The organism is Pedobacter sp., assembly GCF_041645105.1.
Taxonomy (GTDB): Bacteria; Bacteroidota; Bacteroidia; order Sphingobacteriales; family Sphingobacteriaceae; genus Pedobacter.
Genome location: NZ_JBAZQQ010000003.1, coordinates 350,114 through 364,793 on the forward strand (window position 1 = coordinate 350,114; position 14,680 = coordinate 364,793).

General features: G+C 37.6%; 11 protein-coding genes. 4 read left to right on the forward strand and 7 right to left on the reverse strand.

The features are described from left to right. Nucleotides 1-17: 17 nt before the first annotated feature. A complete protein-coding gene (locus tag WC623_RS11500) occupies nt 18-1,517 on the forward strand; it encodes a Gfo/Idh/MocA family protein (protein ID WP_372851102.1) in 1,500 nt (499 codons plus the stop codon). A 61-nt stretch (nt 1,518-1,578) separates the two neighbouring features. On the opposite strand, the gene WC623_RS11505 is transcribed toward WC623_RS11500, so the two are convergent. The 3 genes from WC623_RS11505 to WC623_RS11515 all read right to left on the reverse strand — a co-directional run bounded on the left by WC623_RS11505 (nt 1,579) and on the right by WC623_RS11515 (nt 4,139). Then, on the reverse strand, nt 1,579-2,370 hold the full coding sequence (locus WC623_RS11505) for a hypothetical protein (protein ID WP_372851104.1): 792 nt from the start codon (nt 2,368-2,370) through the stop codon (nt 1,579-1,581). 84 nt (nt 2,371-2,454) lie between these two features. Further along, nucleotides 2,455-3,102, reverse strand: coding sequence for a DsbA family oxidoreductase (locus tag WC623_RS11510; protein ID WP_372851106.1), 648 nt, complete (start codon nt 3,100-3,102; stop codon nt 2,455-2,457). Then, nucleotides 3,102-4,139 (reverse strand): aldose epimerase family protein, encoded by a 1,038-nt coding sequence (locus WC623_RS11515; protein ID WP_372851108.1) that lies wholly within the window; start codon nt 4,137-4,139, stop codon nt 3,102-3,104. Before WC623_RS11515 ends, WC623_RS11510 begins: the two co-directional genes overlap by 1 nt. A 161-nt stretch (nt 4,140-4,300) precedes the next feature. Here WC623_RS11515 and WC623_RS11520 point away from each other — a divergent pair, with 161 nt between their 5' ends. The 3 genes from WC623_RS11520 to WC623_RS11530 are packed head-to-tail and all read left to right on the forward strand — an operon-like array spanning nt 4,301 to nt 6,668. Beyond that, complete coding sequence (locus tag WC623_RS11520; protein ID WP_372851110.1) at nt 4,301-5,452, forward strand: galactokinase; 1,152 nt, start codon at nt 4,301-4,303, stop codon at nt 5,450-5,452. 15 nt (nt 5,453-5,467) lie between these two features. Next, nucleotides 5,468-5,998, forward strand: a complete 531-nt coding sequence (locus WC623_RS11525) for an RNA methyltransferase (RefSeq protein WP_372851112.1) — start codon at nt 5,468-5,470, stop codon at nt 5,996-5,998. Between the two features lie 16 nt (nt 5,999-6,014). Beyond that, nucleotides 6,015-6,668: a YdeI family protein gene (locus WC623_RS11530; protein ID WP_372851114.1), complete on the forward strand. Its 654-nt coding sequence runs from the start codon at nt 6,015-6,017 to the stop codon at nt 6,666-6,668. Between the two features lie 16 nt (nt 6,669-6,684). On the opposite strand, the gene WC623_RS11535 is transcribed toward WC623_RS11530, so the two are convergent. The 4 genes from WC623_RS11535 to gltB all read right to left on the reverse strand — a co-directional run bounded on the left by WC623_RS11535 (nt 6,685) and on the right by gltB (nt 14,302). Next, on the reverse strand, nt 6,685-7,251 hold the full coding sequence (locus WC623_RS11535; protein WP_372851116.1) for a hypothetical protein: 567 nt from the start codon (nt 7,249-7,251) through the stop codon (nt 6,685-6,687). Nucleotides 7,252-7,273: 22 nt separating this feature from the next. Beyond that, nucleotides 7,274-8,068, reverse strand: coding sequence for a metallophosphoesterase (locus WC623_RS11540; protein ID WP_372851118.1), 795 nt, complete (start codon nt 8,066-8,068; stop codon nt 7,274-7,276). A 197-nt stretch (nt 8,069-8,265) separates the two neighbouring features. Next, the gene (locus WC623_RS11545) at nt 8,266-9,732 is read right to left on the reverse strand and encodes a glutamate synthase subunit beta (RefSeq protein ID WP_372851120.1); all 1,467 of its coding nucleotides are present in this window, start codon (nt 9,730-9,732) and stop codon (nt 8,266-8,268) included. Nucleotides 9,733-9,793: 61 nt separating this feature from the next. Continuing rightward, complete coding sequence (gltB, locus tag WC623_RS11550; RefSeq protein WP_372851122.1) at nt 9,794-14,302, reverse strand: glutamate synthase large subunit; 4,509 nt, start codon at nt 14,300-14,302, stop codon at nt 9,794-9,796. Nucleotides 14,303-14,680: the final 378 nt, after the last annotated feature.

The window sequence follows — 14,680 nt, forward strand, 5'->3', positions numbered from 1 at the left end:
ACTAAAACAAACACATTATGAGTAACGAATCAAGAAGAGAATTCATAAAGAAATCGTCCATGGCAGCAGGCTTTACAATTGTTTCCAGCCATGTTTTGGGTAAAGCACTGGGATATACTGCTCCTAGTGATAAATTAAATATTGCCGGTATTGGTGTTGGTGGTGTTGGTCGCCGTAACCTAAAAAACATGAACACCGAAAATATAGTGGCATTATGTGATGTAGATTGGAAGTATGCAGCTAAGACTTTTGGTGACTATCCTAAAGCGACTCCGTTTAGAGACTGGAGGGAAATGTTTGACAAAATGGGAAAGTCTATCGATGCAATTATGGTGGCTACTCCTGACCATACACATGCTGGGGTTGCGGCACATGCTATGACCATGGGCAAACACTGTTATGTCCAGAAACCCTTAACACACTCTGTATATGAATCCCGACTGCTTACGCGTCTGGCTAAAAAGCACAAAGTAGCAACCCAGATGGGAAACCAGGGTAATTCATTTGACTGGTGTCGTGATATTGCGGAAATGATACAAGCTGGTGCGATTGGTGAGGTGACGGAAGTTCATTGCTGGACCAATCGTCCGATCTGGCCACAGGGGCTAAAAAACCCTAAAGAAGCCATGAATATTCCTTCTGATTTGAATTGGGATTTGTTCTTAGGCCCGGCAGAAAAACGTCCATATCATTCGGTGTATACCCCTTGGAACTGGCGTGGCTGGTGGGACTTTGGCACTGGTGCTTTAGGTGACATGGCCTGTCATATTATGGACCCTCTATACTGGGCACTGGATTTGAAATATCCAACCAAGGTAAATGGTAGTTCGACATTAAGCAATCTATATTCTCCTCCTCATGCTCAGCTAGTTAAGTATACTTTCCCTGCTCGTCCACCCAAAGGCAGCGTTAAAATGCCAGAGGTTGACGTGTATTGGTATGATGGTGGTTTAATGCCTCCAAGACCGGAAGAATTAACTCCTGGGGTAATGATGGGTGATCCTGATGGAGGGCTTTTATTCATTGGTACAAAAGGTAAACTGGTTACTGGTTGCTTTGGATTGAACCCGACCCTATTGGGCAAGGCAAAAGATTTTGTAAAACCCGCCCCAACACTTAGACGTATTCCTGGTGGTAATATCGACATCTGGAAATCTACTGCTCATGAACAGGATTGGATTCGTGCAAGTAAGGAAAATCCAAAGCACCGTGTTGAATCGAGTTCAAACTTTGCTTTTGCTGGCCCATTTAACGAAATGGTTGTGATGGGAGTTTTAGCGGTAAGACTACAGGGATTGAATCGCGATTTGTTATGGGACGGAGAAAATATGCAGTTTACAAATATTAATGATAATGATAAGATCAAAATAGTTACTGTAGACGATTTTGTAGTAACGGATGGACATCCTCGTTTTGACAGACGTACTGCAGAGTTTAATGCTAAATCTATTGCAACCGAATGGATTAAGCACACTTATCATAATGGATTCTCACTGCCAGATATGCCTAAAGCTTAATAAAGTCAATAATAAGCTTATTAAAAAGGGAAAGCCTGGACAGCCAGGTGCTTTCCCTTTTTTAATTTCTCCCTACCATTCCCATTAATCCCTTGTTACTTAGATCAATGATTTTGTAGCCTTTGGTTGATAAGTTGAATATCTTTTTACTGATCATTTTAGTCTCCATGTCTTTTATGCCACCAGGTGATGTCATTTCTGCGAGTAAATAGTTTTTATTTAGTACTGGGATACCCATTGGAGTATTTTTCAGCTTTCTTATTTCTTTTGAATCGAGGTTTGCTTGAGTTTTGCTATTCCCCATTCCCATTGTATAAATCTTTATCGGATTAAAATCTACCTTAATAAAGTACCAGAGTGCCTTTTCATTTTCGTTCTTCATTTCATATTCAACCGCCCGATAACCACAAATGTTTTTTGTTTTACCTGTCCCAATTACTTTAGTGTTATGATTATCATTGGTTAGCATTTTATAGGCTATTTCTTCAGCAACTTCATTGCTCATGTTAATACCATCCCCTATTAGTCTGGAAATCTTTACTATAGTTATGGTCTTCTGTTTATAATTAAACATTAAGACTTTACTACCCTTGGAATAAACCATTAGATCCATCCCCATTTTACTTTTTGGGTCAGGCTTCATAGCTGCATAATCACCATTTAAATTAAAATAGTAAGTAATTGTTTTAGACCCATCTTCTTCATGTGTCCGCTGAACTACTTGTCTGCTAAAAGTGATTGTGGAAGGAATACCAGCAAAGAAATTAGTATGTTCAAATTGCTTAGAAGATAAAAAACATAACCCTCCGAGCGTAAAACAAAACGTAATTTTCACTTGCCCAATTATTCTCATAATGATGATTTATGAACAACACAAAGCTACAATCTAACAAAGATCAGAAATAGTAAAAAAGCGTCAAAAAAAATGTTATTTGCCTTAACTTTCAGCTTTCCCTTCTTTCTCAGCTTTAAGCAGTGCTCCTAAAAAAGTATCTGGTGATTGGGCTCCTGAAACGCCAAATTTTTGATTAATCACAAAAAATGGTACACCGGTGATGCCAATATTCTGAGCTGTTTTCTCATCATAACGAACCTCATCAGTAAAATCACTACTTTTCAGCATCACTTCTGTTTCAAGTGCATCTAAACCACTTTCCTTAGCTATATCTATGAGTATCTGGTGGTCAGCTATATTCTTACCATCTGTAAAATGAGCTTTAAACAGGTTTTCTTCAACCTTGTCAGACAAACCATTTATTTTAGCCATCTGAATTAACCGGTGGGCATCAAATGAATTTGCCATAATGGCCTGATCGAAATTGAAGGTTAACCCAACTTCAGCAGCAGTTTGTGCAACCTGCTCATGAGTACCCACGGCCCATTTTCTACTTTTACCATAACGTTCGGCCAGGTAATCGTATGGACTTTTATCCAATAATGTTTCAGCATTAGGATCAAGTTCAAAACTATGCCACTCTATCTCTACCTTATCTTTATGTTCAAACTGCTCTAAAGCCATTTCAAACTTTCTTTTGCCTATATAACAGAACGGACATCTTACATCCGACCAGATATCTACCTTCATTACGTATGTTCTATTTTATAAATTGTTGTTTGTTTATAGTTTTCTCCAGGTCTCAATACCGTTCCTGTAAATTCTGGAACATTAATGGCATTTGGCTGATGTTGTGTTTCTACGCAAAATGCTCCATAAGGATGATAATCCTGTCCACCCTTACCTCCTTTAACATTAAGATATTTAGCAGTATAAAAATGAGCAACTGGTTCAGTAGTGTATACAGATAACTTTAATCCACTTCCTGCTTCTGAGGTTTCAGAGGCAAGTGTCAGTTCACCATATGGCTTGTCCAGCACATAAGTCTGATCATATCCCTCTTCTGGATTCCAGTCCTGTCCTATCGCTTTATCACCAAGAAAATCATGTATAGTACCTTCTACTGGAAGCAATTTACCTGTAACTACATAATTATCATCTTGTTCCAGATAATTACTTGCAGGCATTCTATGAATATGATTAACTATAGAACCGCCCTTAGGTGCAAGATTAAAATAACTGTGATGGGTTAAGTTTACCGCTGTTGGTGCATCTGTTGATGCTTTAAAATCCAATATAAGTTCATTATCATCTGTTAACTTAAAGGTAAGCTGAACTGTAAGTGTACCAGGGAAATTTTCTTCTCCTGCAGGACTTATATACTGAAGGGTCACACTTGGGTCTATGGTAGATAATACGTCCCATACCTTTTTGTCGAAACCTATATCACCACCATGTAGACAATCCCCTCCATTTGCCTGTGAAAGCTGATATGTTTCCCCATCTATAGAAAAACGACCAATTTTAATCCGGTTAGCATAGCGGCCGATTACAGCGCCCAAATATGGATAATTACTTAAATAATCTTCGCTGGTATACGGATCTATGTCGTCAAAGCCTAACACTATATCTTGTTTTACACCATGTTTATTTTCTACTATGAACTTATTTATAATAGCTCCGTAATTGTATATTTTAACGTATGTACCCTGGGTATTGGTTAGTTCTATAGCCAGAACTTCTTTGCCATCGATGAATTTACCGGTCTTGATCAGCTTTGTTTCCATTGGTTTATATTATTCTTTAAAGGGGTCGATGAAAGATCATGATTTTTTTACTTCTCGTAAACTCATGATGGTTCATAAATTGTATCTTAGGAGCGTCAGTAAATTGATGACAATACTATCAATACTTTAACTTAAAACAAAACCAAACTTAAAAAATTACAATGAAAGCGGAATTAATCAATAAGTTCTTAGAAAAATACGGATATGAACCAACAGCAAATTATTTTACACCTGGACGCGTAAACCTTATCGGAGAGCACATTGATTATAATGGTGGATTGGTAATGCCTTGCGCTGTTACACTTGGCACCTGGTTGTGTATGGCACCAAATAAAGATAATGTAATCCGTTTCAAAAGTCTAAATTTTCCTGAAGAACAAGAATTCCCTTTACAATCAAGCTATACAAAAACAGGCTCTGAATGGTTTAATTATCCTTTAGGAGTCTTCAATGAAATTTTAAAAACACATCAAATTACAACTGGTCTGGATCTCTTGTTTTTTGGCAATATTCCAATAGGTTCTGGTTTATCATCATCGGCATCTATTGAAGTAGCTATGGCTTTTGCTTTGAATGATTATTTTAATCTGGGTTACGAAAAAATAGAAATCCCATTGCTGGCACAAAAAGTTGAAAACGAATTTATTGGGGTTAATTGTGGTATTATGGACCAATTTGCTGTTGCTTTTGGTGAAACCAATAAAGCCATAGTTTTAAACTGTGATACAGTTAAACACAAAATTGTAGATTGTAATTTAGGAAACTACTCACTGGCCATCGTTAATACCAATAAACCGAGAAAACTTGCAGAATCTAAATATAATGAACGCGTAGAGGAATGTCAGACTGCCTTAAATCAGTTAAATGAAGAAATCAAACTTAATAATCTCTGCGAATTGAATGCGGAGAAGTTTGCTTTACATAGTCACCTGATTACAGATCCTGTCGTTTTGAATCGGGCAACACATGTTGTAAAAGAAAATGACCGTGTTAGCCTGGCAGCAAAAGCATTAAATGAAGGAGATTTATCAACTTTTGGTCGTCTCATGTATGCTTCTCATCAATCTTTAAAAGACCTTTATGAAGTGTCGGGTATTGAATTGGATACTGTTGTAGATTTTTGCACTGACTATGATCATGTGATTGGTGCACGCATGACTGGTGCTGGCTTTGGTGGTTGCGCAATCGCTTTACTTGAAAAAGGAAAGGAAGAAGATTTCGCTAAAAAACTAACTGATTATTATGTTGATCGCATTGGTTATCCTGCGTCAATTTATATAAGTGAAATAGGCAACGGTGCTTCCGCAATTTAATTTTATTTTTGCGACATGCAGAAATTGAAATTAGACGATCTGAACCGTGTAAGTATTGATGAATTTAAGGAGCAGGAAAAACTTCCGGTAATTGTGGTGCTTGATAATGTGCGCAGTATGCACAATATTGGCTCTATTTTTAGAACAGCAGATGGCTTTTCTATTGCTGGAATTTACTTATGTGGCATTACAGCTCAACCTCCTCATCGTGAAATCGAGAAGACTGCTTTAGGAGCTACACAATCGGTAAGCTGGCAATACTTTAATACGACCATTGGTGCTGTAGAGGCTTTAAGAGCTGATGGTTATGAAATCATTGCCATTGAACAGGCTGCAGGAAGTACTATGTTAAATACTTATAAACCTGCTTCCGACAAAAAGTTTGCCCTGATCTTTGGTAACGAAGTAAATGGGGTTGATGATGAGGTCATGACTAAAATTGATGAATGCATTGAAATTCCACAGTTTGGGACTAAACACTCATTTAACATTACCATATCTGCTGGTATTGTACTTTGGGATTTCTTTGCTAAATTAAGATTGTAAATTTAATTCGTTAAATATGGAAAATGGCCTGTTAAAAAAACTATTGTTTAAACCTGGTTTTAAAGTTATAGTAGCTAATGCGCCTGATAATTTAACAACCATATTAGGCAACACCTCTTCTATAGAGATCAGCAATGATGAAAACACTGTGTACCAGGGTATGCTGTTATTTGCAAAAAATAGTACAGGACTAAATGATTTACTTCAAAAATTTGCTTCAAAAATCTATGATCAGATTGTTTGGATTGCTTATCCCAAAAAGAACAGTGGAATTGATACTGACTTAAAAATGGAAAAGTGGAAAGAGTTAGAAACTTATAAGCTAACTCCTTGTGCTTCTGCAGCTATTGACGAGGTGTGGACTGGGCTCAGAATCAAACCTATTGCTGCTGTAAAAGCATCTGGAGTTGGCAATAAAGAAATCAAAGACAGTGCCTTTTCTGAATATATTGATGTAGAAAACAGAATGATAAAGGCCCCTCCTGAATTAGAAAAACTATTTAAACAACAGCCTGATGCCAAAGTATTCTTTGAATCACTAGCCTATTCTCATAAAAAAGAATATGTACTCTGGATATTAACCGCTAAACAGGAAAAGACAAAAATAACCCGCTTAGAAAAAACCATAGAGATGCTTAAAAATGGTAAGAAGAATCCGACAATGAAATAAACAGGATCAAAATACGTCAAAACTTAACTCTTAAGCCCAGTCCCAATTGAAAAATATCGTCAATTGTGAGTGTCTTCATGTTTTGCAAATAGTTGATCAGATAAAAATCATTAGTATTCGTTTCGATATAAAAGCCAAGTCCCTTTATTCCTGCATTTGCCAAAGCCTTTGGCGGTTTTACTTCTAGCTCAGTATTAAAAGAAAGATGTGGACGGATCGCTTCAGACCAATAGTAATAATCATTAGGATATTGACCAGAAGGGAAAAACAAACTTAAATCTTTATGAAAAGTATAACTGGCAAAGAAGCCAGGATTAAAAGGGTACAAAGTGCCCCACTCTTTCAGCTTAACAACCCAAGGCTTATAGGAAAGTTTAACAGTTGCTATATTCAATTCACCACCTTTATTTTCAGGCACATAACCGTAGTGAAATGATAAATTTCCTCTTTTATTACCAAAGATCTCGTACCCCGCTCCAACACTAAAATAGCCTATACTCCCAGCATATTGCACTATAGCCTCATCTGGAACTAAAAACTTTAACTTCTGAGCATTCGCTTCCATGCCACTTCCTATCAGCAACAATAAAAAAACAATTTGATATCTAAAATGGTACACGTTCAAAACTTAATTTATTGTTTACAATTTGAATAACTAAAAACTCTCTGTTACCGATAGAACTGGTTACAATGTAAGGGATTCCTGAGTTGTCAGGATAATACACATCAAAATTATGAGTATGTGCATGTAATGAGGCAAGAAAGCCAGGGGTTTCTGCAAAAGATTTCATATAATCATTACTTAAATTCTGATCAAAATCTTCAGAATTTACTGGAATATGAGATGCTGCTACATATCCTGTTATACCAGGTTCAGGTTTCAATTGCTGCTTTAGCCAGGGCATATCTGGAATGTGTCCGTTAAAACCATACTCCCTGCTATTGGTATCGTGCGCAATAAACTTAATCCCTCCATAGACGAAAGAGTAATTCAACTCACCAAACATGTTTCTAAAAGACTCCCTACCTCGCCCTGTTTCATCATGATTTCCGATAATAGCTACATATGGTCTGTTTAGACTTTCTAATGTTCTTGAAATCCATAGCATTTCTTTAAGGACACCAAATTCAGTAATGTCGCCATTGAGAATTACGAAATCAATATCATTCATGGCATTCACTGTTTTACAAAGCTGAACAGTTTCATCTCTTGAACGTTGTGAATCACCTGTTAAGACAAACTTTACGGTATCGTCATTTGCGCCATTACCTAATCGCTTTAAATTAGTGGCATTTATATCTTTTAAAGAAATATTATCAAAAGTCTGATTAGGGCTGAACTCAAAATGGTTACAGCTGACTAAGATTATACTGAAAAATAAAAGGAGCAGTGTTCTCATATCCTACAAAGAACATCATTTTAAAAAAAATGTTTGTCAGGGCTAATTCACAACTATACATTTTGACTTTTAACAAACAATAGTCAAACATAAGAATCAATAGATTCATTAATAATTCATTTATCCTAAAAACAAAACGGCCTGTATCATCGCGATACAGGCCGTTTTCTATAAGTTACGTCAGTAAGACAAACCTTTTAAGCATATGGAATTCCATCTTTAGATGGTAAACTACTATGTCCCATTAAATACTGGTCTACTTTACGTGCAGCTTCTCTACCTTCAGATATTGCCCAAACCACTAATGATTGGCCACGACGCATATCTCCGGCTGCAAATATTTTAGCAATATTAGTCTGATATTTACCTTCCTCTGCTTTCACATTACCTCTGTTATCTACATCAACACCCAGCTTCTCAATTAAGCCTTCCTTTTGTGGATGTAAGAAACCCATAGCTAATAATACAAGCTGACAAGGTAAATCACGTTCTGTACCTGGTTTTTCTTTGAAGTTTACAGGGCGACCTGTTGCATCAATATCCCATTCTACATCAACTACCTTTACCGCTTTCAGATTACCATTTTCATCTTTAATAAACTCCTTGGTGTTTACTCCCCAGCCTCTTTCACAACCTTCTTCATGAGAAGAGGTTACTTTAAGCAACATAGGATAAGTTGGCCATGGCATATTTTCGGTACGGCTTTGAGATGGCATAGGCATGATCTCGAACTGGGTAACTGATTTAGCACCCTGACGATTAGAAGTACCAATACAGTCAGAACCTGTATCACCACCACCAATTACGATCACATCTTTTCCTGTTGCCAGAATATCTTCTCCCTCAACCTGAAAATTCTTAACTCTTTTATTTTGTTGCTTTAAAAAGTCCATTGCGAAATGTACTCCCTTTGCTTCTCTACCTTTTGCAGGAAGATCACGCGGAATAGTCGAACCACCAGCTAAAATAATAGATTGAAAATCTCTCAGTAAAGTATTCAACTCTACATTCACACCAACGTTTGAATTGCATTTAAATACAATACCTTCTTTTTCCATCAAGGCAATACGACGCGTTACTACATCTTTTTGCAATTTAAAATCAGGGATACCATAGTTTAACAAACCACCAGGTGTATCGTCGCGTTCATAAACAACTACCTCATGACCAGCTTTATTCAACTGTGCAGCAGCTGCTAGTCCAGCCGGGCCAGAGCCAATTACAGCCACTTTTTTACCAGTACGGATTAAAGGTGGTTCTGCTTTGATATATCCTTTTGCAAAAGCTGTTTCTATGATATGTTTTTCTATTTCTTCAATTGATACAGGTGATTTGTTGATGCCCAGTACACATGCAGACTCGCATGGTGCAGGACAAATCCTACCTGTAAACTCAGGGAAATTATTTGTACTCAACAATATAGTTGAGGCCAAATGCCAATCTCCTTTATATACTGCTTCGTTAAATTCTGGAATAACGTTACCAAGCGGGCATCCCGACTGGCAAAAAGGCACTCCACAATCCATACATCTTGCTGCCTGGGTATTTACTTGCTCAGTTTCAAAAGGCGAGACAAACTCATTATAATGTTTTAAACGAGCTTTAGCATCTTCTTTTGCAGGAGCAGTTCTTTCATATTCTATAAATCCGGTTACTTTTCCCATTATATTTTTGAATTACTTGTTGTGGTCATTTTTTGTCTTCTATTCTTGATCTGCTCTTTCTTTATACTTTAACTGATTTTGCTCTTTTTTGCAACACAGCTTTGTATTCTTTAGGGAATACTTTAATAAAGTGTGCAGATTGAGTGGTCCAATCGTTCAAGATGAACTTAGCTACTTCACTGTTGGTAAGCTGGATATGTCTTTTTAGCAATACATTTATTCTTAGTTCATCTTGCTCATCAAGTGGATCAAGATCTACCATTTCCTTATTGCATTTACTTGCAAAGTCGCCTTTTGTATTGTATACCCAAGCCACACCACCGCTCATACCTGCAGCAAAGTTGCTACCTGTATCTCCAATTATCAGTACTTCACCACCAGTCATGTACTCACAACCGTGATCGCCAAGTCCTTCAACTACTGCTGTAGCTCCTGAGTTTCTCACTGCAAAACGCTCACCCGCTTGTCCACGTACAAACAATTCTCCAGAAGTTGCACCATAAAGGGCAACGTTACCAATGATGATATTCTGCTCCGGAACATATGGTACATTACTAAATGGATAGATAGACAATCTTGCTCCTGAAAGACCTTTACCTACGTAGTCATTCGCTTCACCTTCTAACTGTAATGATATCCCTTTTGTTGCAAAAGCTCCGAAACTTTGACCTGCAGATCCTTTAAACTTAAAGTTGATGGTATCAGCAGGTAAGCCCTGGCTCTTGTAAATTTTAGAAACTTCATTAGAAAGCATAGTTCCAACGGCACGGTTTGTGTTTTTCAACTCAAACTCTTTATATATAGGCTCCTTAGTCGCCAATGCAGGCTGTGCGGCTTTGATCAGTTCATGATCAAGCACTTCTGCCAATCCATGATCCTGAGTTTCCGTTTGATATAAACTTAAGCCATTATCTGGTGCTTTGTAAAGAATTGCAGAAAGATCAAGATCTTTTAATTTCCAGTCACTTTCTTCAATAGCACGTACACTTAATGCATCTGCTTGCCCAACCATTTCCTGAACTGTTCTGAAACCAAGCTCTGCCATTGTTTCTCTTAACTCTTCAGCTAAGAAGTAGAACAAATTCACAACATGATCAGCTTCACCGGTAAACAATTTCCTTAAATTAGGATCTTGTGTAGCAACACCAACCGGACAGGTATTCAGATGACACTTACGCATCATGATACAACCAGTAGTTACTAATGCAGCTGTAGCCACACCCCATTCTTCAGCTCCTAATAAAGTCGCAATTGCAATATCTTTACCAGTTTTCAATTGTCCATCTGTTTGTAGAACTACTCTGCTACGTAAACGGTTTTTAACCAATGTTTGATGTGCCTCAGCCAAACCAAGTTCCCATGGTAAACCAGCATGCTGTATTGAGGTTAAAGGTGAAGCACCAGTACCACCATCAAAACCAGATACGAGGATCACATCAGCATGTGCTTTAGCAACACCTGCTGCAATGGTACCTACACCAGCTTTAGAAACCAGTTTAACATTTATTCTTGCTTCACGGTTGGCGTTTTTCAAATCAAAAATCAGCTGTGCCAAATCCTCGATTGAATAAATATCATGGTGTGGTGGAGGAGAAATTAATCCTACTCCCGGTGTAGCATGACGAACCTTTCCAATCCAGTCATCAACTTTTTCGCCTGGTAATTGTCCACCTTCACCTGGCTTAGCACCTTGCGCCATTTTTATTTGCAACTCATCTGCGTTACTTAGGTAATAACTGGTTACACCAAAACGTGCAGAAGCAATCTGCTTAATAGCAGAACGCATCGAATCACCATTTGGCAGCAATTCATATCTCAATTCATCTTCACCACCCTCACCAGTATTACTCTTTCCACCAATGCGGTTCATTGCAATAGCTAAAGTAGAGTGTGCTTCGTGAGAGATAGAGCCAAATGACATTGCTCCCGTAGCAAAACGTTTTAATATACCTTCAATCGGTTCAACCTCTTCCAATGGAACAGCCGGACGATTGTAGTTAAATTCGAATAAACCTCTTATGGTAAAAGCTTGATTTGTTTGCTCATTTACCAGTTTAGAGTACTGTTTGTAAATGCTATAATCTTTTTTACGAGTAGAGTTTTGTAATAAGTGAATGGTTTGAGGATTGAACAAATGTTGCTCACCTTTACGTTTCCATTTGTAATTTCCACCTGTAGGCAATATCGGATCAGGGCGGTTATTCAATTTAAATACTCTGTTGTGTTTAATCAGTGTTTCTTTGGCAATTTCATCCAAACCTAATCCACCAATTCTTGATACAGCACCAGTAAAATAATTATCAACTACACTTTTATGTAAACCAAGGATTTCAAAGATTTGTGCTCCATGATACGATTGTAAAGTAGAGATTCCCATTTTTGAGAAAATCTTCAACAATCCATTATTAATAGCGTAAATATAGTTCTGTATTAATTTTTCTGACTTAACTCCAAGTTCAGTTTCAAAACCGGTAATTGTCTCCAATGCAAGGTACGGGTTCACTGCAGTTGCACCAAATCCAATTAAAGTTGCAAAATGATGTACTTCCCAAACGTCACCTGCCTCAACTACAATACCAACAGCCCCCCTGTATCCTTTACGGATCAGGTGATGATGTACTGCAGAAACAGCCAGCAAAGAAGGAATAGCAGCATGCTCTGAATCTAGTGCACGATCTGACAGTACAATCACCTGGAAGCCATCTTCAACAGCGTCTACGGCATAACGGCAAAGTCTGTCAAGGCCTTTTGCCAAGGTACCAGGTTTACCATCTGCCCTGAAATAGGTTTGTAAAGTTTTAGATTGAAATACACCTGTATCGATACTTCTTAATTTTTCCAGCTCATGGTTGGTTAAGATTGGATGTTTGATACCTACACAGTGGCACTGCATAGCATTTTCTTCCAATATATTCCCTGCATTTCCCATGAAACCCGCAAGACTCATTACCACCTTTTCCCTGATTGGGTCAATCGGTGGATTAGTTACCTGTGCAAATAATTGTTTAAAATATGAAGAAAGGTGTTGTGGTTTTTGAGATAAAACTGCCAACGGAATGTCAGTACCCATTGAGCCAATTGGCTCTTTAGCATCTCTGGCCATTGGTTTCAGAATCAGATCTACATCCTCTCTGCTGTAACCAAATACCTGCTGATATCTAAAAATTGATTCTTCCGACAAACCACTGAACACCAATCTAGGCTCAGGAAGCTCTTCTAGCCTGATCTGGTATTGATTAATCCAATCGCCATAAGGTCTGCTTCCACAAATCTGTTTTTTAATCTCATCGTCACTAATGATACGCCCCTGCTCCATGTCTACCACAAACATTTTACCAGGTGTAAGTCTACCTTTTTCAATGATCTTACTCTGATCTAGTGCCAAAGCTCCAGCTTCTGAAGCCATAATTACACGATCATCTTCAGTAATGGCATATCTTTGAGGGCGCAGACCATTTCTATCTAATGTTGCACCAATCAGGTTGCCATCTGTAAATGAAACAGCAGCTGGTCCATCCCATGGCTCCATTAATGTAGCATGAAACTTATAAAATGCTTGTTTCAGCTCATCCATATCTTCGTTGCCATCCCATGCTTCAGGAATTAGCATCATAAGTACATGTGGTAATGAACGGCCAGAATGCAGTAATAATTCAACTATATTATCCAAACATCCTGAATCTGAGTTCGACTCATCAATTACAGGAAGTAAAATATTTAATTCTTCTTGAGTAAAATATGAAGAAGCAAAAGATTTAACACTTGCCCTGAACCAGTTCAAATTACCTTGTAAAGTATTGATCTCTCCATTATGAGCAATATATCTGAAAGGCTGGGCCAATCTCCACGAAGGGAATGTATTGGTTGCAAAACGGGAATGCACCAATCCAAACGCAGATACTACACGTTTATCACTTAATTCAGTAAAGTAAGATCTTACTTGTAATGAAGTAAGCTGTCCTTTATATACTATGGTACGAGAAGAAAAAGAAGCAATATAAAAATCACCATTAATTCCCTTTACTGTCGTGTTAATAGTTTTAGACAGGTAGTTTTTAAATACGTAAAGCTTACGTTCGAAATCAGCTCCTGCAGCAACCGCATATGGACGTGCCACAAATACCTGTTCCATTTCCGGCTCAACAGACAAGGCCATATCACCTATGCCATCGGTGTTGGTCAGCACCTTTCTAAAGCCTAGAATTTCAAGGTTAAGCTTCTCCGCTGCCCTGTAAATAATCTCTCTGCATTCTTCTCTAGCTTTTACATCTTTGGGTAAAAAAAGCATACCAACGCCGTAATCTCCAGATTCATTCAAGCTGAATCCGATTTTAAGACATTCATCATATAGGTATTCGTGAGGTATCTGTATCATAATACCTGCCCCGTCTCCTGTGTTGATTTCAGCGCCTACTGCCCCGCGGTGATCAAGATTTTCAAGAATGGTTATCGCATCTGAAATGATTTGCTGCGACTTGCGGCCCTTTATATGGGCAACAAATCCGATGCCGCATGCATCATGTTCAAAACGCTGGTCGTATAACCCCTGGTTATCTTGTGTTAGTTCCATATTCCGTTTAATAGTTTTGGTGATGTGTTTATGGTAAGTGTATTTAGGACACTAAGATACGATAAAAACATGACAAATTACAATATTTATATATTTTTTAGTATATATTCAACATATTTAAAATAAAACACATCAATATTACTATTTCAATAAAATGTAACGTTTGAAATTATGAATTTGATAATCATGTTATTTAGAATAATTTTTCATAAAGCATAATCCCCTACTCTGACTACTCTATTTGTCACTGATCTTTTATTTGTCACTGATCATTAAAATATTTTTCATCATCAATCTATTTATCCTCAATTGATTATGTGTTTTCTGATAAAAAAACACAACTATTTATGATTTTCCCTTTTGTAAACTGATCTCTTT

Bases quoted from the DNA above. Each gene is read 5' to 3' on its own strand.
- gltB (WP_372851122.1), bottom strand. From the start codon at position 14,302: ATGGAACTAACACAAGATAACCAGGGGTTATACGACCAGCGTTTTGAA.
- WC623_RS11500 (WP_372851102.1), top strand. From the start codon at position 18: ATGAGTAACGAATCAAGAAGAGAATTCATAAAGAAATCGTCCATGGCA.
- WC623_RS11510 (WP_372851106.1), bottom strand. From the start codon at position 3,102: ATGAAGGTAGATATCTGGTCGGATGTAAGATGTCCGTTCTGTTATATA.
- WC623_RS11545 (WP_372851120.1), bottom strand. From the start codon at position 9,732: ATGGGAAAAGTAACCGGATTTATAGAATATGAAAGAACTGCTCCTGCA.
- WC623_RS11520 (WP_372851110.1), top strand. From the start codon at position 4,301: ATGAAAGCGGAATTAATCAATAAGTTCTTAGAAAAATACGGATATGAA.
- WC623_RS11515 (WP_372851108.1), bottom strand. From the start codon at position 4,139: ATGGAAACAAAGCTGATCAAGACCGGTAAATTCATCGATGGCAAAGAA.
- WC623_RS11505 (WP_372851104.1), bottom strand. From the start codon at position 2,370: ATGAGAATAATTGGGCAAGTGAAAATTACGTTTTGTTTTACGCTCGGA.
- WC623_RS11525 (WP_372851112.1), top strand. From the start codon at position 5,468: ATGCAGAAATTGAAATTAGACGATCTGAACCGTGTAAGTATTGATGAA.
- WC623_RS11540 (WP_372851118.1), bottom strand. From the start codon at position 8,068: ATGAGAACACTGCTCCTTTTATTTTTCAGTATAATCTTAGTCAGCTGT.
- WC623_RS11530 (WP_372851114.1), top strand. From the start codon at position 6,015: ATGGAAAATGGCCTGTTAAAAAAACTATTGTTTAAACCTGGTTTTAAA.